Source organism: Pedobacter sp. MC2016-24, from assembly GCF_015223055.1.
Lineage (GTDB): Bacteria > Bacteroidota > Bacteroidia > Sphingobacteriales > Sphingobacteriaceae > Pedobacter.
In genome coordinates this window covers 1-22,178 of the sequence record NZ_JADFBX010000001.1, presented here as the reverse complement: position 1 = coordinate 22,178, position 22,178 = coordinate 1, and the positions used below count along the sequence as shown (strand labels likewise).

Annotated in this window: 15 protein-coding genes; 10 read left to right on the top strand and 5 right to left on the bottom strand. The window is 41.8% G+C overall.

The features are described 5' to 3' along the window. Positions 1-58 precede the first annotated feature (58 nt). Both IM797_RS00075 and pbpC read left to right on the top strand, forming a co-directional pair. Positions 59-5,656, top strand: coding sequence for an MG2 domain-containing protein (locus IM797_RS00075; protein ID WP_194125051.1), 5,598 nt, complete (start codon positions 59-61; stop codon positions 5,654-5,656). Position 5,657: 1 nt separating this feature from the next. Further along, a complete protein-coding gene (gene pbpC, locus IM797_RS00070) occupies positions 5,658-8,048 on the top strand; it encodes a penicillin-binding protein 1C (protein WP_194125049.1) in 2,391 nt (796 codons plus the stop codon). Here the strand turns inward: pbpC and IM797_RS00065 are convergent. Beyond that, entirely contained in the window at positions 8,045-8,728 is a 684-nt protein-coding gene (locus IM797_RS00065; RefSeq protein ID WP_194125047.1) for a lysoplasmalogenase, read from the bottom strand. The genes pbpC and IM797_RS00065 overlap by 4 nt on opposite strands. A gap of 229 nt (positions 8,729-8,957) precedes the next feature. Further along, positions 8,958-9,266: an RNA-binding protein gene (locus IM797_RS00060; protein WP_194125046.1), complete on the bottom strand. Its 309-nt coding sequence runs from the start codon at positions 9,264-9,266 to the stop codon at positions 8,958-8,960. A gap of 546 nt (positions 9,267-9,812) precedes the next feature. On the opposite strand from IM797_RS00060, the gene IM797_RS00055 reads away from it, so the two are divergent. The 5 genes from IM797_RS00055 (at position 9,813) to IM797_RS00035 (ending at position 15,589) form a co-directional block, all read left to right on the top strand. Continuing rightward, entirely contained in the window at positions 9,813-11,018 is a 1,206-nt protein-coding gene (locus tag IM797_RS00055) for an aminotransferase class I/II-fold pyridoxal phosphate-dependent enzyme (protein ID WP_194125045.1), read from the top strand. Further along, entirely contained in the window at positions 11,015-12,133 is a 1,119-nt protein-coding gene (locus tag IM797_RS00050) for a hypothetical protein (RefSeq protein ID WP_194125044.1), read from the top strand. Before IM797_RS00055 ends, IM797_RS00050 begins: the two co-directional genes overlap by 4 nt. Before the next feature lies 1 nt (position 12,134). Further along, the gene (locus tag IM797_RS00045) at positions 12,135-13,130 is read left to right on the top strand and encodes an NAD(P)-dependent oxidoreductase (RefSeq protein ID WP_194125042.1); all 996 of its coding nucleotides are present in this window, start codon (positions 12,135-12,137) and stop codon (positions 13,128-13,130) included. 90 nt (positions 13,131-13,220) lie between these two features. After that, complete coding sequence (locus tag IM797_RS00040; RefSeq protein WP_194125041.1) at positions 13,221-14,582, top strand: hypothetical protein; 1,362 nt, start codon at positions 13,221-13,223, stop codon at positions 14,580-14,582. 2 nt (positions 14,583-14,584) lie between these two features. Beyond that, positions 14,585-15,589: an SPFH domain-containing protein gene (locus IM797_RS00035; RefSeq protein ID WP_194125040.1), complete on the top strand. Its 1,005-nt coding sequence runs from the start codon at positions 14,585-14,587 to the stop codon at positions 15,587-15,589. Positions 15,590-15,595: 6 nt separating this feature from the next. Here IM797_RS00035 and xseB read toward each other — a convergent pair whose 3' ends face one another. From xseB to IM797_RS00020, 3 genes are read right to left on the bottom strand one after another with little or no spacing between them, the layout of a single operon-like run. Next, the gene (xseB, locus tag IM797_RS00030; RefSeq protein WP_194125039.1) at positions 15,596-15,802 is read right to left on the bottom strand and encodes an exodeoxyribonuclease VII small subunit; all 207 of its coding nucleotides are present in this window, start codon (positions 15,800-15,802) and stop codon (positions 15,596-15,598) included. Beyond that, entirely contained in the window at positions 15,780-17,171 is a 1,392-nt protein-coding gene (gene xseA, locus IM797_RS00025) for an exodeoxyribonuclease VII large subunit (protein ID WP_194125038.1), read from the bottom strand. The genes xseB and xseA overlap by 23 nt, the downstream gene beginning before the upstream one ends. Then, positions 17,146-18,168 (bottom strand): LD-carboxypeptidase, encoded by a 1,023-nt coding sequence (locus tag IM797_RS00020; protein WP_194125037.1) that lies wholly within the window; start codon positions 18,166-18,168, stop codon positions 17,146-17,148. Before IM797_RS00020 ends, xseA begins: the two co-directional genes overlap by 26 nt. A gap of 175 nt (positions 18,169-18,343) precedes the next feature. On the opposite strand from IM797_RS00020, the gene IM797_RS00015 reads away from it, so the two are divergent. Genes IM797_RS00015 through IM797_RS00005 form a run of 3 tightly spaced genes read left to right on the top strand, consistent with a single transcriptional unit; the run spans position 18,344 to position 22,126 of the window. Further along, on the top strand, positions 18,344-19,372 hold the full coding sequence (locus IM797_RS00015) for a PmoA family protein (RefSeq protein ID WP_194125036.1): 1,029 nt from the start codon (positions 18,344-18,346) through the stop codon (positions 19,370-19,372). 21 nt (positions 19,373-19,393) lie between these two features. Beyond that, positions 19,394-20,755 (top strand): DUF1080 domain-containing protein, encoded by a 1,362-nt coding sequence (locus IM797_RS00010; RefSeq protein ID WP_194125035.1) that lies wholly within the window; start codon positions 19,394-19,396, stop codon positions 20,753-20,755. Positions 20,756-20,767: 12 nt separating this feature from the next. After that, positions 20,768-22,126 carry a Gfo/Idh/MocA family protein gene (locus IM797_RS00005; RefSeq protein ID WP_194125034.1) on the top strand — a complete coding sequence of 453 codons (1,359 nt, stop codon included), beginning with the start codon at positions 20,768-20,770 and terminating at the stop codon, positions 22,124-22,126. The last annotated feature ends 52 nt before the right edge of the window (positions 22,127-22,178 follow it).

Sequence of the window (22,178 nt, the reverse complement as noted above, 5' to 3'; positions counted from 1 at the left end):
GCTTTACAATCATTTTCCCTAATTTTCCTACACATCTAATTATTACATTACCCAGCTTATGGAATCATCCCAACAACCTTCCTTTCTAAAAAGGAATAAAAAGCCACTGATTGTCGCGGTAGCAATAGCCCTCATTGGACTAGCCGCAGTATTGATATTAAAAAAACAGCGGCCTAACGATTACAATCAGAAATATGCCAAATACATTGAGGCCTACACTTCGGGTACCGTTTCAAAGAAAAGTTTCATTCGGGTTCACTTGGCCAGCCAGGTTAAAACGATGGCCGATATTGGCGTGGCCGACAGCCGTGACCTGTTCAGTTTCTCCCCTTCAGTAAAGGGTAAAACTTACTGGATCGATGCGCAGACTGTAGAATTCAGACCGGAAGAAGATCTTAAACCGGGAAAAACTTATGAGGCTACATTAAACTTAGCTAAAATTCAGGATACAGAAAAGGGATTGGAAGAGTTCGAGTTTGACTTTAAAGTCATTACCCCAGGAATGAAGCTCAGTCAGAACGGACTGGTTTCACAAAATAACACCACTTTAGATTATATGAAGTTGAGCGGAGAAATCAGTACTTCGGATCAGGAAGATGCAAAAGCCATTGAGCAATCCCTGAAAATCGAATTCCCACAAACTTTGAAGGTGAAATGGCAGCACAATCCAGCCAATAACACTTCAACATTTGTTGTGGACAGCATTAAAAAAGCCAAACAAGAAGTATCCTTAAATCTGATTTGGTCTGGATCGGAAATCGGAGCCGATAATAAAGGTGAGGAAATTGTAGTGGTACCAGCTTCAGGAGTATTTAAGGTGTTGGATATGAAGGCTGTTCAGGATATGGAAGATTTTGCATTGGTGCAGTTCTCAGAACCTATTGCTGTGGGACAGGATTTAAACGGTTTGATCTCACTGAGTGGTGTATCTGACCCTAAGTATACCATTGATGGCAGCCAGGTAAAAATCTATTCCCCTCAAAGTCTGGAAGGCACTTACACTTTAAGCGTTGATGCTGGTGTAGAAAACATCAACAGTAAGAAACTACAAGCTGCTAAAGCTGCAAACATCATTTTTGAGAATAAACTACCTTCAGTTACGATCGCCGGAAACGGCACGATCCTGCCCAATTCCGGAAAACTGGTGCTCCCTTTTGAAGCGGTAAATTTAAAGGCTGTGGATGTTACGGTGATCAAGATATATGAAAACAACATACCTCAGTTTTTTCAGACCAACAATTATAAAGATGGCCAGGAATTGCGCCGTGTAGGTAAGCCGATCATTCAGAAAACGATCAGACTGGATGAAGATAAGGCATTGGATTTACATAAAAAGCATCGTTTTACGCTTGACTTGGACAAGATTATCCGTACAGAGCCGGGTGCACTATATCGTGTAACCATTGGTTTCAGACAACAATATAATGTATTTAAATGTGCAGAAAAGGACAATGGAGATGGTTCGATTGCCACAGATGATAACGGTGATGAATACAATGGTTATGGCGAAAAAATAGATGAAGATGATGAATTTTGGGAGCGGTACAATAGTTATTATCCAAATAACTATCGCTGGGAAGATCGCGACAATCCATGTACGCCTTCTTACTACACCAATGAGCGTTGGGCCAGTAGAAATTTAATGGCTTCAAATATTGGCTTGATTGCCAAACGCGGCAATGACAACAGCATGCTGATTGTGGCTACAGACCTGCTAAGTACCAAAGCGCTAAGTGGCATAACGCTGGAATTGCTGGACTATCAGCGCCAGCTCATCCATACCGTAAAAACTGATGGAGATGGTATGGCTACTTTCGATTTGAAAAGAAAACCCTTCCTGCTGATCGCCAAAAATGGCGATGAACGCGGTTATCTGAAACTTGATGATGGCAACTCTTTGCCCTTAAGCCGTTTTGATGTTGGTGGTGATGTGGTTCAGAATGGATTAAAAGGCTTTATTTATGGTGAGCGTGGTGTGTGGCGGCCAGGCGATTCCGTATTTGTGTCTTTTGTGCTGGAAGATAAACTCAAAAAACTACCTGGAGGTTATCCGGTTACTTTTGAATTATATAACCCACATGGGCAACTGGTTAAAAAGATCATTAACGGAAAACCTTTAAATGGTTTTTATGCCTTTAGAACAGCAACTGAAAGTACAGCGCCAACCGGCAACTGGATGGCTAAAGTAAAAGCTGGCGGCGCCACCTTTACCAAGACACTGAAAATTGAAACCGTGATGCCGAACAGGCTAAAAATCAATTTTGACATCGGTAACCGTACCTACCTGGCTTCAGGTCCGGGTTCTACAGCCAGCCTGTCTGCCACCTGGCTGTTCGGTGCACCTGGCAAAAACTTGAAAGCGAAGGTAGATGTGAACCTGAACACCATGAAAACCACGTTTAAAGGCTTTGAAGCATTTACTTTTGACAACCCAACGGTGAACTTCGAATCGCAGGTTAAAACCATTTTTGAAGGTACGCTAAATGAAAATGGTTCGGCAATTGTGAATACCAATTTAAATGAGAACAATACGGCTCCGGGCATGCTTAAAGCCAATTTCTCTACCAAGGTATTTGAAGCCGGTGGTAATTTCAGCATAGATAACTTTAGCATTCCCTACCATGTTTATAACAATTACTATGGTATAAAAACGCCTGAAGGTGATAAAATGAGCGGAATGTTGCTGACCGGTAAAGATCATAAAATTGAAATTGTAAATGTAGACCGGAATGGTAAGCTGGTTAGCGGAGCGAAAACGGTGGACGTAGAGCTGTACAAGGTTCAATGGCGCTGGTGGTGGGATCAGGACAATGAAAATTCTTATGCCAATTTTACGCAAAACAGTTATAACAAAATAATCAGCAAACAGAACATTACCCTGTCAGATGGTAAGGGTAGTTGGAATTTAAGATTGGATGAACCAGAATGGGGTCGTTTCCTGATCCTCGTAAGAGATGTAAATGGTGGTCACGTCACTGGAAAATCAGTTTATGTAGACTGGCCGGGATGGGCACAACGCGAACAGTCGAGTAATCCGACAGAAGCAGCCATGTTATCCTTTACAGCCAACAAAACGAAATTTAAGGTTGGTGAAGATGTGGTGCTGACCATCCCATCGGGAGATGGTGGCCGGGCCTTGATTTCTATTGAGAATGGTAGCCGGGTATTGAAAACTTTCTGGACCGACACCAAGGCAGGCCAGACACAGTTTACCTTTAAGGCAGAGAAAAACATGGCGCCAAATGTTTTTGCCAATGTAACCTTGCTGCAACCACATGCACAGACTGTAAACGATTTGCCTATCCGTATGTATGGTGCAATTCCATTGTTAATTGAAGATCCGGAAACCATACTGAAACCTGTCATAAAAATGGCCGATAAGTTGAAGCCTGAAACCTTAAGCAGCATCACTGTATCTGAACAAAATGGTAAGGCCATGACCTATACCATTGCTATTGTAGATGAGGGTTTATTGGATTTAACCAGGTTCAAAACTCCTGATCCGCATCCGGTATTCTATGCACGTGAAGGTTTGGGTGTAAAAACCTGGGATTTGTTCGACTATGTATTGGGTGCATGGGGTGGAAACCTGGAACGGATCCTGAGTATTGGTGGTGACGGCAGTGTAAACCGGAACCTAAATCCGGCTAAGGCAAACCGTTTTGTTCCTGTGGTCAAATACCTTGGGCCTTTTGCTTTGGGCAAAGGTGAAAATAAAACACACCAGTTTAAACTTCCGCAGTACATCGGCGCAGTTCGTGCCATGGTTATTGCCGGACAAGACGGAGCATATGGTGCAACCGAAAAATCGGTACAGGTTAAAAAACCTTTGATGTTGCTGGCTACTGTTCCCCGCGTAATCGGACCAGGTGAAACCTTTACCTTACCTGCTACGGTATTTGCTACAGAGAAAAACCTGAAAAATGTGACCTTAACACTGCAAACGCAAAACTTAAACGTACAGGGTAATAAAGCCATACAGCTTAGTTTCAAACAACCTGGAGAGCAAATGGCTTACTTTGAAGTTCAGGCTCCTGAACTGACTGGTATCGCAAAAATTAAGTTGATTGCGCAAAGTGGCGCAGAAAAAACAGTTTATGATGTGGAATTGGATATCCGAAATCCAAGTCCTTTTGTAACCAATGTACTTTCTGCGGTGATTGAACCTGGCAAAAACTGGGGTACCCGTTACAACCCGATCGGGATAGCAGGAACCAATTCGGGAAGTCTAGAAATATCATCCATCCCTCCGATCAACTTAAAAAAACGATTGAGTTACCTGGTTCAATACCCACATGGTTGCGTGGAGCAGGTTACTTCTGCGATATTTCCACAGTTGTACTTAAATCAGCTGGCGCCGCTTTCCGCACAACAACAAACAAGTACAGAAGCCAATCTAAAAGCAGGCATCAACCGATTGCGTGGCTACCAGGCAACCGACGGTGGTCTTGCTTACTGGCCTGGAGAGAATACAGCAGATGAATGGGGCAGCAATTATGCCGGCCATTTCCTTGTAGAAGCACAGAACGCTGGTTATACCATGCCAGTCGGTATGCTGGACGAGCTATTGCGCTACTTAAAAACGAAAGCCAATGGATGGGCTCCAAACAGCACCAATTTCTATGGTGGTGATCTTTCTCAGTCTTACCGTTTGTATGTTCTAGCCTTAGCTAAACGACCTGAAATGGCGGCAATGAATAGGTTGCGCGGCTTCCAGTATTTATCTGTGACAGCCAAATGGCGTTTGGCTGCAGCTTATAAATTAGCCGGGCAAACCGATGCAGCAAATGCATTGATCAGGGGCTTAGCGATTGAGCAAAATCCATATACACAACTTGGCGGAACTTATGGCTCAGACGTGAGAGATGAAGCCATGATTCTGGAAACCATGATACTCATGGGCCGTAAAGCAGAAGCAGGCAGGGTGTTGCAGTCACTGGCCCAAAAACTAGGACAGGAAACCTGGTATAGTACGCAGACTACCGCCTATAGTTTATTGGCCATTGCTAAATTCTGTGGCGCCAACAAAGCCAGCAACAACCTTAAATATAGCTATGTTATAGATGGAAATAAAGGTCAGGTGAATGGCAATCAATTCTTAAATACGACGGCACTTGGCTTCAAAGGAGGCAATAACCTGAGCATTACGAATACCGGAGACCGGGTGCTTTTTGCAAGATTGATTTTGCAGGGACAGCCTGCTGCCGGTCAGAATAATTTTCTGCCAAATAATCCTGAAGTGCTCGACATGAGTATCAGCTATAAATTACTAAATGGTAAAACGCTGGATCCGGCTTTACTAAAACAAGGAACTGATTTTTACGCGGAAGTAACCCTGAGAAATCCGGGTAGAATGGGTTATTATGAGCAAATGGCATTGACTCAGATCTTCCCATCGGGATGGGAGATCATCAATACCAGGCTGAATGATAATGAGAGCATGCTAGCTTCCGCTCCTTATACTTACCGGGATATCCGGGACGATCGCGTATTTACCTATTTCAACCTCAGGGAAAATCAAACAGTAACTTATAAGGTGTTATTGAATGCATCTTACATTGGTAAATATTATCTATCGGCAGTACAATGTGAAGCGATGTATAACAATAACATCAGTGCAACTGAGGCAGGGAAATGGGTGCAGGTAATTAAATAAAATGCTAAAAAATATCCTTTATGAACCAAAACTGATGATCAGCGATGGCATTTGCCTGGCAATGTTCGTCTGGTTTTGGTTCTGTTTACCCTCCAGGTTATTTGTGAGCCCTACATCCTACGTAGTGGAGGCATCCAATGGCGAATTACTCAGCGCTGCGATTGCAAGGGACGGACAGTGGCGCTTTCCAATGGCAGACAGCATTCCGGAGAAATTTGCGGATTGCATCATTGCCTTTGAAGATAAGCGATTTTACAGTCACATTGGTATTGATCCGCTGGCGATGGGCCGCGCCTTGCGTCAAAATTTCAAGGCAAAAAGTGTGGTTAGTGGTGGTAGTACCCTAAGCATGCAGGTGATTCGATTGTCACGCAGGGAAAGTAGAACGGTATGGCAAAAATTGATTGAAGTAATTTTGGCTTTCAGACTGGAGTTGCGCTATTCCAAAAAAGAGATTTTAAATCTATATGCCACACATGCACCTTTTGGCAGCAATGTAGTGGGCTTAGATGCTGCTGCCTGGCGCTATTTTGGTCGCAGTGCGGGCAGTCTTTCCTGGGGCGAAATGGCAACGCTTGCTGTATTGCCAAATAGCCCTTCCCTGGTGCATCCAGGCAAGAACTCCACGAAACTGATCAAAAAGAGAAACGACTTACTGGATAAAGTGGCAGCATTGCACATGATTGATCAGGCCAGTGCTAATTTATCTAAACTAGAGCCAATTCCTGGTAAACCGCAACCTTTACCCCAAAATGCACCTCATTTGCTCAATCGTTTTAAAGCGGAGCGTAAAGCCCTGGGAATAGAAAGCACAAAAATTATTTCTACACTAAACTATGAGCTTCAGCTCAAGGTGAACGGGTTGCTTAAGCGTTACAACAACCGCTACAGGGCAAACGACATCAATAACATTGCGGCTCTTGTGTTAGATGTCAGTAAAGGATCAGTAATCAGTTATGTGGGCAATATCTATCAGCCAGAACATAAAGAGCTGGAAAGCCATGTGGATATGATTAAAGCAGCACGGAGTCCGGGTAGCACCTTAAAGCCGCTATTATATGCCAGCATGATGAACGATGGATTTCTGTTGCCTAAAACATTGGTTCCTGATGTTCCCACACAAATTAACGGCTATTCCCCGCAAAACTACGACCTTGGTTATGATGGTGCAATTCCTGCCGACAAAGCCCTGAGCAGGTCTTTGAATATTCCGGCAGTAAAGATGCTGCAGAATTATAAATACCAGCGTTTTTATGATAAACTGAAAAAACTCGGTATCAGTACACTGAATAAGCCGGCAGATCACTATGGTTTATCCCTTATTCTTGGCGGCAGCGAGGTCACCATGTGGGATCTGGCAAAAGCATATCTGGGCATGGCGCGTACCCTAAACCATTTTAACAACTATCAGGGGAAGTATAATATACACGATTACGATGCGCCTTTATATGTTGCAGGACAAAGAGACGAACGTTTCGACCGCTTTGAAGCAGAGCTGAGTTCAAATTTTGATTACGCCTCCATATGGAACACCTTTAATGCGATGGAAGAGCTGATGCGCCCGGGCGAAGAAGGCCTCTGGGAACAATTTTCCTCTGCACAACGCGTAGCCTGGAAAACCGGAACCAGTTTTGGCTTCCGCGATGGTTGGGCGATTGGCTTAACACCACAATATGTCGTTTGTGTTTGGGTAGGCAATGCCGATGGAGAAGGCCGCCCGGGTTTAACGGGTATTGACGTGGCAGCTCCGGTCCTGTTTGATATTTTTAAGCAGTTACCAGCGGGAAAATGGTTTCAAACACCAAAACACAATTTAAAAAAAATGCGTATTTGCAAACAGAGTGGCTATAAAGCTGGTACATATTGCAATGAAGTCATCGAAGAATTGGTTTCACCCGCGGGCGAACGTACAGCATTATGTCCCTTTCATAAACTGGTACACCTGGATCCTACCGGTCAATATCGGGTGACCGATGTGTGTGAATCTCCTGGAAATATGGTACATCAGTCCTGGTTTATTTTACCTCCTGCTATGGAATATTATTATAAAATAAAACATAGTGATTACAAAATATTACCTCCTTTTAAGCCAGGTTGCAGTGATGCCGCCGGAAATTATGTGATGGAGATGATCTACCCTAAAAACAATACCAGCATCTACGTTCCCCTAGAATTTGACGGTCGCCGGGGTAAAGTTGTACTCAATGCCACGCATCGGGATGCCAATGCGAAAATATACTGGCATATAGACAATGCTTATGTGGGAACAACTAAAAATTACCATCAACTGGAGCTTAGTCCCAATCCGGGTAAACACACCTTAACGCTGGTTGATGAAAATGGAGAACGATTGGTTCAAACCTTCACTATTCTTGATACTAACAAACATTAGTTGAGCAACTTGCGCGTTGAAGCGCCTATGGTGATCAGGTATTGTGCTGCCATGTAGCTGGACATAATGATGATCTGACCGGTACTAAAGGGTTGAACAAATTTATTATAGGCCAGGATTGCATCTGAAATCATAAAAAGTATGGCGCCTGTCAGGATTAAATTAAAACTAATGGCGTTTACCCGAAGGTTCCTGAAACAAGCCATCATGACCATCATGCTGATCACCAGCATATAGATCATCACCGGCAGCTTCATGTGACCGAGATACGGCCTCAAATACAGATAAAAACCAATGACCAGTATTGCGCAAGTGCCAATCGCAATTCTGGCCCCGCGCTTATCCAACTCAGGGGCTGACTTAAAATCGAGATAAAAAGCACTGGTATAACAAATATGACCGATCAAAAAGGAGAAAAGCCCCCATAGGAAATAAGATTCATTTCCTGAAGCAAACAGGAGAAAAATATCACCTGCAAGGCCAAAGATCAGTCCCGCAAATACTCTTTTGTGAAACCTGCCTTTAAGCGCAGTTTCGGAAGCAAGCAAAAGCATCAAAGATATCGCTATGCAGGGTTTGGAGATTTGCCTGAGTAGTGTGATTTGCCAGGCTTCTGCCGTCAGCTGTAAAACAAAAATCAGGGCAAAGAGCAGGTTAAATTTCAAATACTTTTTAAGCATGTTTTTCATTTCTTTAGCAAAACTATTAAAATATTTTGCTTAACCGCTATCGGGAAAGAAAACAGCATGCCCAGATTTAAAAGTGGAAAAGTTTAGTCAATGCTCTATTTAAGCACGACTAAAACCCACCTTCGTCAGAACAGAAATAAAAACAGCAGTCGTGATTTATTCGCAACTGCCGTCCTATATACATTGTTCTAAAATAGAATCAGCAAATTGAATGAGCTAATTAATAGCTTTTTTCTGTGCGGTTATTGCGTCTAAAGCCACCACCTGCACCACCACCACCAGTATTTGGTTTTTCTTGTGCTTCAGCAACTTTGATGCGGTTACCGTTATAATCGCCACCGTTCATGCGTTTGATTGCTTCTCTTGCCTCTTCATCAACGGGCATTTCCACAAATCCAAATCCACGACTTTGACCAGTCTCGCGATCTTTGATAATCCTAAGTGATTTTACTTGACCGAAATCACCAAATACGGCTGTTAATTCATCTTCCCCTACTTCTAACGGAAGGCCTGTAATAAATATCTTCATTAATGTTTAAAAATTTGTACAAAAATAAGCATTTTTTTGCTTAAAATTCATGCTTAGTGTCAGTTATAAGTATAATTATCTAATTATATCATTAAACAAAGCATTTTAATTTTTGTTTGAAAACCTCATCAGAAATAGTTAATACACTTAAGCTAAGGACTTACCTACCCTGTTATGGGAGTCAAAATATAGCTTCCCCAATTATTTAATATTTTGTTTGCTGATTATAGGATTTTATTTGGGTATATTGAGCAGTTGATTTCCGGATTGGGTTGTAACAACAGGCTTTGATGGAATAAAATTATAAGAAAATTGTAAATTTTATTTTAAAAAGTAATATATTGAAACTTGGTTGGCTTCAAGTTTTGTTTTCTGTGTTTATGATCTTAGCTTTGGGAAGTTTTTATTTTATTTGACTTATTTAACTAAATTGTCAAAATTTGTAAACGAAAACAAAGTGTTGTTAAAGACAGAACAAATAATACTTTTTAAGAATAACCATACATCAACTAAACGTTCTGTGAGCAAAATATACAAAGTACCAGCATGCGCAAAAAATTATACGATAGGATAGCAGCTTTTAAAGATGCTACGGCGATTAAGGAAAAAGGGTTGTATCCTTATTTTCGGGCAATAGAGTCAGGCCAAGATACAGAAGTAGTGATAGATGGAAAGAAGGTGCTGATGTTTGGCTCCAACTCCTACCTTGGATTGACCAATCATCCTAAGATAAAAGAAGCGGCTAAGAAAGCAATTGATAAGTATGGTACAGGTTGTGCAGGCTCCAGATTTTTGAATGGAACTTTAGATATCCATATTGAACTGGAGAAAAGACTTGCAGCTTATGTTGGCAAAGAAGCTGCAGTATTATTCAGTACTGGATTTCAGGTTAACCTGGGCGTAATCTCCTGTTTACTGGACAGAAATGATTATTTAATTCTGGATGAATATGACCATGCATCGATCATTGATGGCAGTAGATTATCTTTCTCCAGATCCATTAAATACGCACACAATGATATGGATGATCTGCGTAAAAAATTAAGCAGGTTACCTGAAGATGCAGCAAAATTGATTGTTGCTGACGGGATCTTCAGTATGGAAGGTGATTTGGTTAATTTGCCTGAAATTGTAAAGATTGCTGATGAATTTGGTGCAAATATCATGATGGATGATGCACACAGTTTAGGTGTTATTGGCTTTAACGGTTCAGGAACAGCTTCACATTTTGGCATGACGGATAAGGTTGATCTGATTATGGGTACGTTCAGTAAATCATTAGCCTCTTTAGGTGGATTTATTGCCGGCAACGAGGAAACCATTGAATTCGTAAAACATCGTGCACGTTCGCTGATGTTTAGCGCAAGTATGCCTCCTTCGGCGGTAGCCAGTGTAATTGCTGCATTAGATATTATTGAATCGGAACCAGAGCGTATTGACCGTTTGTGGGACAATACCAATTACGCAAAAAAATTATTACAGGAAGCTGGTTTTGACATCGGTCATACCGACAGTCCGATCATTCCGGTTTACATCCGCGACAATGATAAGACCTTCCTGGTTACCAATATCCTGAGCAATAATGGAATCTTTGTAAATCCTGTGGTTTCACCTGCAGTGCCTTCAGATTCTTCACTGATCAGATTCTCCTTAATGGCTACCCATACCTTTGAACAGATTGAAGAAGCTGTAGAAAAGCTTTCTGCTGCTGCAAAAGAGGTACAGGTTAAATCTTTTCAAGAAACCATATGAAAACCATTGTTGCCGTTAGCACAAAGAAACAATTAGCAACATTTATAGATTTCCCACATGATTTGTACCAGGCAGATCCGAACTATGTTCCGGAACTGTTTATTGCGCAACGGGATTTATTAACGACCCACCCCTTTCACAAACACTCTTCATTGCAGTGTTTTTTACTTTACAACGGTGAAAAAGTGATTGGCAGGATCGCAGCAATATTGAATAACAATTACAATGCCCTGCACAAAGGAAGTGATGGCTTTTTTGGTTTCTTTGATTGTGTTAACGATCAGGAAGCAGCCAATTTGTTATTAGATACAGCCGCAAAATGGGTAAAGGATAAAGGTGTTACAGGTAAAATCCTTGGACCTGTTAATTTTTCGACCAATGAATCTTGTGGTTTGTTGATTGAAGGTTTTGATTCCCCGCCGGTGGTGATGATGCCTTACAATGCAACTTATTATCCGGCTTTACTGGAGCACTGGGGGTTACAAAAAAACGTTGATCTGATAGCCTGGAAGTTTAACGGAGACAATTATGACGATCGTTCGGTAAAGCTCATGGACCGTTTGGAAGAACGTTTGAAGAGAAACAACATCGTGATCCGTAAAATAAACATGAAGAATTTTAAACAGGAAGCAGCAAACCTGCGGGAAGTTTACAATAAAGCATGGGATAAAAATGCTGGTTTTGTGCCCTTAAATGACGAGGAATTCGATTACCAGGCTAAAGATTTAAAACTGGTGCTGGATCCTGACTTTTGCTTTGTTGCCGAACAGGATGGCAAATTGGTTGGTTTTGGTGCGGCAATCCCGGATATGAACCAAATTCAAATCAAGATTAAAAAGGGTCGCCTCTTGCCTACCGGTATTTTCAAGCTGTTATTGGGTAAGAAGAAGGTAAAGGGCATCCGGATTCTGTTATTGGGTGTGGTTGACGGTTATCGTAAAATGGGAATTGAAGCCTGTATTTATGGAAACATCATCAAATCTTACCGTGCCAAAGGTTTTGAATATGCTGAAGCAGGTTGGACATTGGAACACAATGACCTGGTAAACAATGCAATTTTAGCAATTAAAGGTGATCCTTATAAAAAATACAGGATCTACGAGAAGACCTTATAGGATGACGGAAAAGAAGCGGGTATTGATTACCGGTGCAAGTGGATTTGTGGGTTACCATTTGATTGAAGCTGCGGTTATTGCAGGTTTAGAAGTCTTTGCTGCGGTAAGACCCAGCAGTGACAAAACACATCTTAAAGGACTGAACATTCAGTATACACATCTTGACTATACCTCTGTACCGGCTTTAAAGCAAGAGCTGGAAGAGAAACAATATCATTATATCATTCATGCTGCCGGAATTACCAAGGCAAAAACCAAGGCTGAATATGACCTGGTAAATGCAGGCTATACACAAAATTTAGCCCTTGCAGCCAGCACGGCGCATTTTCCACTGGAAAAATTTATATTTTTAAGTAGTCTGGCGGCTGTTGGTCCGCTAGACGATTTAAGCCAGGAAATCAAAGACAATACAGCGCCTCGTCCGGTTACCAATTATGGCGCCAGCAAATTACTGGCAGAACAATATCTTGCTGAATTCAAGCAATTGCCTCTAATTACCATACGACCGACGGCCGTATATGGCCCACGTGAAAAGGATTTATTCATTTTATTTAAAAGCATCAACGGTGGTTTAGAGCCTCATATCGGTCGGTTTAAACAGCAATTGAGTTTTGTATATGTGAAAGATCTGGTGGATGTGGTGATCGCTGCGCTATCGAGTAAGACGGTTCAAAAGAAATATAACATCTCTGATGGCCATGCTTATGACCGCTACGCCCTGGCTGATTTCACCAGGAAGGCTTTACATAAGCGTACCATTAAGTTTCATCTCCCGGTATCTGTAGTTAGTTTAATGGCTACGGTAATGGATTTCCTGTATAAAAACAGAAAAGATACCCCCGCTCTGAACAAGGAGAAAATGTCAGAGCTAACGGCCATCAACTGGGCTTGTAATATCGACGCTGCAAAAACAGACCTGCAGTATGATCCGCAGTTTAATCTGGAGAAAGGAATTACACAAACTGTTAAATGGTATAAACTCAACAACTGGTTGTAGAATTTTAATGGTATAATTGCAGCGGGCAAAACTATTTTTTGCTTTTATTTGTTAACGTAGTAATGTTTTAACAAAAACAGCATGTAATAAATGGCCAAAGAAATTAAAGCGATCAAATGCCCGCAGTGTGGCAGTACGGATAAAACTGAATTGAGAATTGATTTTTACCGCTGTAACAACTGCCAGACGGAATATTTTCTGGATGATAATGATGTCACAATAAATTACAACCATAACTACAACCACAACAGACCCAATTACACAACCAATAACAACAGGGCAATTAAGGTAATTGGAATCTTTGCGGGTGTTGCTTTTGCACTGGTGATTGTAATCAATACATTAACAGTTATTTTTGGAAGCAAAAGGAGTTCAAATACGGCAGCGGTCTATTCTGCCGGTGTTACAGAGCGCGAAGAAGATCAAGGTTATAGTTCCAGCCGATATCAGAATTTCAGTTTCCTTCAAACCAGTACACAGCAACCTGTGGTGATGTTTATGGAAAACCGTCGTTACCGTTCCAACGTAAACAAAGACAAGGAAGGGACGTATTTAGCCTTTTATAATCCTTTGACGAAGAAATTGCTTGCTGAAGAAAAAATCAGTGATAAAAGTCTTTCCAGTAGTGATTTCAAAATCCGCACATTTTCAGACGGCAATACTTATGCGATTAACGACAAGTCTTCGCTCCTGATGTTAGACAAAGAAAACTTTAAAATGGTAGAAGCGGGTAAACGTTTCTTCAACGCCAAACAGGAACTTCAGGTTGGTGTAGCGACTATGGAATTTGTATATGAAGACAATGGTGATGGTTTAATTCTCCTCACCAATGATGGAAAAAAACGTTTTTATTATCCATTGGTACAAAAACTGTACGATGAAGATGCCTATTACAATGCCCAGATTGGATTTAACACTTTACTTCCTGGCGCTAAAGACAAGACATATTTTGTTTTCACTTCAACAAGTTCGGACTACCCTGAAGAAAAATTGCAATTGCTACAGATCAATTATAAAGACAATGGCGGTGGACCAAAGGACATTGCCGAAAATATATCATGGGGTAAAGATTATGGTGGCTCCGGTATATTTACAGACCGAGACCCTTATACCAAGGTATTACTAAGCAACTATAGCAAACAAAGGGGCAGAATTAACAGCTGGAAGGACCTTACTCCGGGCCGGTTATACTTCTCTCCAGCAGTGGCATTTGACGACGGCAATACGCTCATTATCCGATTTAAAGCTGATGCCAATCCAAAAAGCAGTTATAAACTTCAACAAATAAACCGCAATACCGGGGCAGTTGAATGGACCAGTGAAATTCCTGGCGGAGAACGCGTAAACGCTTTAACAAAGTTTAAATCGGGATATGTGGGCACTTTGAGCAGCGATGAAATGGTTTTGCTGGACTTCAAAGGCCAGGTAACAGGAAACTATAAACTAGATTAATTATGGGAATAGGAGATTTTTTTAAAAGGCAGTTAAGAACAGTTATTGAGTGGAAAGATCAACAACCAGAATTGTTGCTGTATAAATTTCCGGCTTCAACGGATGAAATTAAAGACGCAAGTCAGCTGATCATTGCTCCGGGACAGGGCTGTATTATTGTATATGAAGGTGAGATTAAGGAGGTGATTACTGAAGAAGGCCTGTTTCATCTTCAAACGGACAACTACCCTTTCATCACCAATTTGGTTAAGTTTATGCAACTTTTTGAAAGTGAACATAAACTTCACATTTATTTTTACCGCAAAGCGGATATTGTCAACCAAAGCTGGGGTACTCCCGCTCCGGTTAAATACCTGGATCCTGAGTATAAACTCCCGGTAGAGTTGGGCATGTACGGTAACTATTCCATGCACATCAATGATCCTGCATTATTTTTTAAAGATATTGTAGGTTCGAAAGATCAGTATACCACTGCTGACTCCAAGTCTTTATTGCTTTCTAGATTGCCACAACAGCTGATTTCACATTTGGCGCAGGCAAAACTATCCTACCTGCAGATTGACGCTGAGTTGAATACACTTTCTGAAGCTTTGAAGGAAAAATTAAATATTGAATTTAATAACCTTGGTTTTGCACTTAAAGATTTTAAAATTCAGGGTACCTCCTTTGATAAAGACACCCAACAGCGGGTAGGCAAAATTGCAGACATCACTGCAGAAAGCCGTGCTGCTGCCGAAGGTGGACTGACTTATATCGAAATTGAAAAACTAAAAGCCCTTCGTGATGCTGCGCGCAACGAAGGTGGGTTGGCAGGTGCCGGCTTACAATTGGGCTTTGGTATGGAAATGGGTAAGGTATTGGATGACAAAAAAGAAGAGATGACGGCATATAAAGCCAACACGGATCCCGTTATCCAGCTTCAAAAACTCAAATTGTTATTTGATGAGCAAATTCTGACCAAGGAAGAATTTGACGCCAAGAAAAAAGAGATATTAAGTAAAATGTAATTTTAGTCAGGCAGGTGGGTTTTCCATCTGCTTGATGATCTTATTCACTTCAGTTTCTGTTGCGCGTAATTTCAGCTGGCAAAACTCAATGAGGTCTGATGCACGCTTCACCTTTTCGGCAAGGACATCCACAGAAACCGATTCTGTTTCAATTTCCTGGGCAATCTCTGCCAGCTCCCGGTAAGCATTTTCATAGGTTAAATTCTCTTCCATCTATTTCTTTTTTAGATTCTACGATTGTTAAAATTTCTGCATCTGCGGTAGTTACTGTCAGTCGTGTGCCAGGCAGAACCGCACTGCTGTCACTTGCAATTTTTCCATTTACCTTAAGTATTGCAAAGCCTTTGTTTAAAATATTTTGAGGACTCATCAGTCTAACCACAGACTGAAAATGACCGATATATCCCCTTTTATTGGTAAAATACATTCTACTGTAAGTCTGAATATTACACAATAAGTTGTTCAGGTCTTTCCGTTTGTTGGAAATGATGATCCTAGGGTTGGTCAGTATAAGGCCGGAAAGCTGAAGCATATTTCTGTGGTGATGTTGTAAAAGATCTCTGCTGGTATGAATCGTAATCTGGTTTAGCTGTACCAGTCTATCTTTATGATGGTTAATGAGTTGATAGGTTTTAATCAGCATCATTTTTTGCATAGCGCTTAAAGATTCCTCGAAGGACTTATTGTGAGCAATGATCAGTTCAGCAGCTTTAGTTGGGGTTTTTGTAGCAGTGTGTGCCATTAAATCCACAATGGTTTCATTTTTCTGGTGGCCAATACCCGTAATTACAGGAATTGGGAATTTAGCGATGGCCCTGCTCAATTCATAATTGTCAAAAATGAGAAAATCTGTCTGTGAGCCACCGCCTCTGATGATGAACAAAGCATCGTATTGACGATCAGACTCAAACACCTCGATTAATTTAGACAAAAACTGCCTGGCGTTTGCTTCGCCCTGTACCATAGAGAAAAAATCATCTACCTCAAAGCGGTAGCCAAAAGCATTGTGATCCAATGTATGTCTGAAATCCTGGTAGCCAGCAGATGTTGCAGAAGAAATTACCGCAATGCGCTGAATGACCCGGTTTAATGACAATTGTTTATTTCTCGTAATAAACTCTGATCCTGAAAGTTGTATAAATCCCGGATTTTCCCGGATTAATCGCGCAATGGTTTCTTTACGTTGCTGTTCAAACAGCCCAAGCGTGAAATTGGTGTCGATATCCAGCAAATTCAACTGTAGACCAAAAGCGGTGCTGTACTGTACAGAAACCTGGATCAATACGTTGATATCGTTTTTGAACTGTTGCCCGGTAACCCGCTCAAAATTACTGATGTTTACACAGGCATTTCCCCAGGCGCGTCCGGCTATACGAGCCACAATTTTAGAAGAAGATTGTTCTTTTTCAACCAATTCAAAATAATGGTAATTGCTTTGTGGTTTATAGGTATGGTTGGTGATGTCGGCAATAATCCAGAACGTTTGTTGTCCAAATACCCCCTCAATAGCTTGTTGGATTTGTCTGGCCAGAGCAGAGAGCCGGATTGCTGCCGGGTTAACGGGATAAGAGGGAACTTCCATTAGCATCTACATTAAGGAGGTATTGAACACCACATTTTAGTGCAAAGTTATTCTTTTGATGGCCTACAGGAAAATCAAAACAGACCGGATATTCATATTCTTTAATTTTTTCTAAGATAATATCATAAACAGTCCGCCCAAATTCATCGCCCGGATCATCTGGCTTAAGTTTAAAACCACCAATAATCAATCCTTTTAATTTGCTCAGCTTTCCGCTGCGTTTCAAATTCCAGAACATGCGGTCAATACTATATGCATATTCGCCTGTATCCTCTATAAACAAAATTTTACCTTCAGTATCCAAATCAGATTCGCTGGCAGCGAGTGTTTCAATAATGCTGAGGTTGCCCCCGACAAGCTCGGCCTCTGCCCTTCCTGCCCGGTTGATGGCCAGTGCCGGGCCAGTATATTTTAGTGCAGCCCCACTTAATGCCTGTTTGATAGAAAGTATGGTCTCAATCTGGATGGGTTCAGCCTTAGACCAGTCTGACGGAAAGCTATTGCACATTTTAGAATGAATCGACGCTATACCCAGTTTACGGTTCAGGTGACAATGAAATACAGTAATATCACTAAAGCCAATAATCCATTTGGGATTGTTTTTGAAACGATCGAAATTGAGCCGGTCAATGATGCGGATGACCCCATAGCCACCCCGGGCGCACATGATCGCATGTATTTTTGGGTCGTCGAGCATTTGCTGAAAATCCGCGGCACGCTCTTCATCCGTGCCGCCCAGGCTAAAGTCCCTCTTGCCTATTGTATTTCCAATTTTGATATTAAAGCCCCAGCTTTCCATCAGTTTAACAGCCGGATCTATTTGTTCCGGCGTGACGTAACCTGCCGGAGCAGTAATGCCGATGGTATGACCCGTATACAGATATGGCGGTATCCTGACTGCTTTTACAGGGTGATGATCTGTAGCTGCTTCTAAATCTTTTACAGACATGACCAGCCCACTACTCAGTACAAGAGATACAAAATGCTTACGATTCATTGGCCAGTGATTATTGCTGACAATAATAAGAGTTATTCTGCTGAGTTCTATAGTTACTCAATCGTTTTCGTAAATTAATTTGATAATAAACTGAGTTTTTAGGCCGATTGTGTTTTAAGAGCGGTATATTTAAGGACCAAATACGGACTGTGTCCGAACACACAAACCAAATGTTATGAACAGAAGTATTTTTATAGGCCTTTGTCTCCTGGGTACACAAGTGCATGCGCAGACCAAAAAAGTAAGCTTTTTATCAGTTCCGAAGGAAAACAAAGTTGAAGTGCTCATCGATGGCAAAAGATTTACGAATTTCATGTATCCCGAAAATCTGGAAAAGCCGATCCTTTATCCCCTAATTACAGCCAGTGGAATTACGGTAACACGGGGATTTCCTTTACAAAACAGGGATAATGAAAGAACAGACCACCCGCACCATGTTGGTCTCTGGTTTAATTACGAAAGTGTAAACGGATTGGATTTCTGGAATAATTCTTACAACATCCCTGCAGAGAAAAAATCCGGATATGGCTGGATCAGGAATGTTAAGGTGACTAAAATGCAGCATGGCTTAACCAGTGGGCAACTCAGTTACACTGCCAATTGGGAAAAACAGGATAAAACCGTATTACTTAAGGAAAATACCACCTTCACTTTCAGCGGAACACATGACTTACGTACCATTGACCGGGTGACGACACTTACCGCGCAAAAAGACACCGTTCGTTTTAAAGATGTCAAAGACGGTTTATTGGGCGTACGCGTGACTAAGGAACTGGAAATCCCTTCTGATAAAGTTGAAGAATTTAAAGACAACAATGGCATCGTGACCAAGATTACGCCACGTAACAATGGAGCCAACGGTGACTATTTAACCAGTGCCGGTAAAAAGGGTAATGATGCCTGGGGTACACGCGGCAACTGGTGTATGCTTTCTGGCTTAAAAAACGGACAACATGTGGGCATTACGATGATCGACCATCCGGGAAATCCGGGTTATCCAACCTACTGGCATGCGCGTGATTACGGGTTATTTGCAGCAAATCCCCTGGGTCAGGACGTATTTAGTAAAGGAAAAGAGAAACTTAGCCTGACCTTAGCCCCGGGCGAATCTGTGACTTTCAAATACCGTATCATTGTCAGTTCAGGTATGGTTGTACCTGCAGAAGGCATCAACAGACAAGCCAAAGACTTTAGTAAAAAATAAATTTAAACCTACACAACAACAATGAAAACCAAGAAACTAATCGTATTAACCAGTATTGTTTTTGCAGCTGTGAGCACCAGTCTGCATGCACAAACCGGGAAATGGCAAAACCTATTTAATGGAAAAGATCTTTCTGGCTGGAAACAGCTCAATGGAAAAGCACTATATGAAGTGAAAAATGGTGAAATCATCGGTACTACGGTGCGTGACACACCCAATTCCTTCCTGGCAACAGAGAAGAATTACGGAGATTTTATCCTGGAACTCGACTTGCTGGTCGACAATTCCATGAACTCAGGAGTACAGATCAGGAGCGAAAGCAAAGCCGATTATAACAATGGCCGTGTGCATGGCTACCAGGTTGAGGTAGATCCATCTGATCGTGCCTATAGCGGCGGCATTTATGATGAAGCCAGACGTGGCTGGTTGTATACCATGGATACCAATCCAAAAGGTAAACTTGCTTTCAAAAAAGGAGCATGGAACAAATACCGTATAGAATGTATTGGCAATTCCATCAGAACCTGGATTAATGGTGTTCCAACGGCAAGCGTGGTAGACAATATGACGCCAGCTGGCTTTATCGCCTTACAGGTTCATGCCATTGGTAAAAATGATGAGCCGGGTAAGCAAATCCGTTGGCGGAACATCAGGATTCAGACAGAAAACCTAAAACCTTCTAAAACAGACGATATTTTTGTAGCCAACCTGATCCCGAATGATTTATCGGGACAAGAAAAAGCCAACGGTTATGCCTTATTATGGGATGGAAAAACAACCAAAGGCTGGCGAGGTGCTTATCAAAGCACATTTCCTGAAAAAGGGTGGCAAATTAAAGACGGTGAACTGAGCGTGATGAAGTCTAACGGTGCAGAGTCAACCAACGGTGGAGATGTTGTAACCGATAAAGAATATGGTGCATTCATTTTAAAGTTTGATTTCAAATTATCAGAAGGTGCAAACAGTGGTGTCAAATATTTTGTGACGCTAACTGAAGGCAACAAAGGTTCTGCTATTGGCCCGGAATATCAGATTCTGGATGACGAGCGCCATCCCGATGCGAAATTGGGTAAAAATGGCAACCGTACGCTGGGTTCGTTGTACGACTTAATCACCAGTAAAAAAATCCCAAATGCACAGCGCAAAATCGGGGAATGGAATAAAGGGGTGATCATGGTGTATCCAAACAATAAGATTGAATACTATTTAAATGGTTTCAAAATATTGGAGTACACCCGTGGATCAGCAGAGTTTAACACCCTGGTTGCTGAAAGCAAATACAAAAACTGGAAAAACTTTGGTATGGCACCTAAAGGTCATATCCTGCTGCAGGATCATGGCGATTTCGTATCCTTCAGAAGCATCAAATTAAAAGAACTTTAAACCAGCATAAATATGTTAGCGTCAAGAAGAAAATTTATCAAGCAGTCAGCCATCGCAGCTGCCGGAACTTATTTGGGTACCATGGGCATGAGTGCCAAGAGCTATGGAAATATTATTGGGGCAAATGACCGCGTTAGAGTGGGCGTAGTCGGTTTCTCTGATCGTTTCAAGGGTTCCTTGCTTCCGAGTTTTATGAACCACCATAAGGAACTTAATTTCGATATCGTAGCCGTTTCAGATTTATGGAACTACCGCAGAGGTCTGGGTGTTGATCACCTAAAAAAACAGTTTGGCCACGACATTACAGCCTGCCGCAATAATGATGAGCTGTACAACCTGAAAGATATAGATGCAGTAATCGTGAGCACGGCAGATTTCCAACATGCCTTTCATGCGACTGAGGCTGTCAATAACAAATGTGATGTGTATTGTGAAAAACCATTTGCGGAAACTATGGAAGATGCACGCATGGCATTAAAGGCAGTAAAAGCTTCTAAACAGATTGTTCAAATCGGGTCTCAGCGCAGAAGTGGGAACAATTACAAAGCGGCGTCACAATTCATCAAGGATGGTAAATTTGGTGACATCACCATGGTTGAATTGAGCTGGAATGTAAATCAACCTGGTCGTTGGCGCAGGCCTGACCTGGTGGCGATGTTAAAGCAAGAGGATACCGATTGGAAACGTTTCCTCATCAATCGTCCTTTTGAAGCCTGGGATCCACGCAAATATTTAGAGTATCGTTTGTTCTGGCCTTATTCATCAGGCATGCCTGGTCAGTGGATGTCTCACCAGATTGATACTGTCCACTGGTTTACCGGTTTAAAACATCCACGAAGTGTGGTAGCGAATGGTGGCATTTACCAGTGGAAAGATGGCCGCAGGAACTGGGATACTACTACAGCGGTATTTGACTATGGTAAAACAAATGATCCTCAAAACGGATTCCAGGTTGTATTCACCTCCAGAATGCACAATGGGGATGAAAATCCGGCAGAGATCTATTATTCCAATGGTGGTGAGCTCAACCTGAATACCAATATGGTTTCTCCAAAAGGTGGCTTAGACGCTAAGGCAGCCGCAGCAATGAATATGAAGGCCAATTTATTGCCGGAACTAAAGTTATCAGATATGGCAGAAAAAGTGGTTGCCTCGGCCAATACAGGTGGTGATAAACTAACTTCAGCACACATGCGTAACTGGATGGAGTGTGTAAGAAGCCGTAAGGAACCAAATGCACCGGTTGAGGCTGGTTATTACCATTCTATTGCCAATATCATGACCAATGCTGCTGCCAGAACAGGACAGAAAGCAACTTTTGATGAAGTTAAACAGGAAGTAATGGTTGGTGGTAAAGTATTTAAATACTAAATAAAGCCTGGCTGAAACGTAAAAAGCTGCATGACAAAATTTGTCATGCAGC

Coding starts and splice junctions, on each gene's coding strand:
- IM797_RS00040 (WP_194125041.1), top strand. CDS start 13,221: ATGGCCAAAGAAATTAAAGCGATCAAATGCCCGCAGTGTGGCAGTACG.
- IM797_RS00020 (WP_194125037.1), bottom strand. CDS start 18,168: ATGAATCGTAAGCATTTTGTATCTCTTGTACTGAGTAGTGGGCTGGTC.
- IM797_RS00010 (WP_194125035.1), top strand. CDS start 19,394: ATGAAAACCAAGAAACTAATCGTATTAACCAGTATTGTTTTTGCAGCT.
- IM797_RS00005 (WP_194125034.1), top strand. CDS start 20,768: ATGTTAGCGTCAAGAAGAAAATTTATCAAGCAGTCAGCCATCGCAGCT.
- IM797_RS00045 (WP_194125042.1), top strand. CDS start 12,135: ATGACGGAAAAGAAGCGGGTATTGATTACCGGTGCAAGTGGATTTGTG.
- IM797_RS00035 (WP_194125040.1), top strand. CDS start 14,585: ATGGGAATAGGAGATTTTTTTAAAAGGCAGTTAAGAACAGTTATTGAG.
- IM797_RS00065 (WP_194125047.1), bottom strand. CDS start 8,728: ATGCTTAAAAAGTATTTGAAATTTAACCTGCTCTTTGCCCTGATTTTT.
- IM797_RS00055 (WP_194125045.1), top strand. CDS start 9,813: ATGCGCAAAAAATTATACGATAGGATAGCAGCTTTTAAAGATGCTACG.
- IM797_RS00075 (WP_194125051.1), top strand. CDS start 59: ATGGAATCATCCCAACAACCTTCCTTTCTAAAAAGGAATAAAAAGCCA.
- xseA (WP_194125038.1), bottom strand. CDS start 17,171: ATGGAAGTTCCCTCTTATCCCGTTAACCCGGCAGCAATCCGGCTCTCT.
- IM797_RS00015 (WP_194125036.1), top strand. CDS start 18,344: ATGAACAGAAGTATTTTTATAGGCCTTTGTCTCCTGGGTACACAAGTG.
- pbpC (WP_194125049.1), top strand. CDS start 5,658: ATGCTAAAAAATATCCTTTATGAACCAAAACTGATGATCAGCGATGGC.
- xseB (WP_194125039.1), bottom strand. CDS start 15,802: ATGGAAGAGAATTTAACCTATGAAAATGCTTACCGGGAGCTGGCAGAG.
- IM797_RS00060 (WP_194125046.1), bottom strand. CDS start 9,266: ATGAAGATATTTATTACAGGCCTTCCGTTAGAAGTAGGGGAAGATGAA.
- IM797_RS00050 (WP_194125044.1), top strand. CDS start 11,015: ATGAAAACCATTGTTGCCGTTAGCACAAAGAAACAATTAGCAACATTT.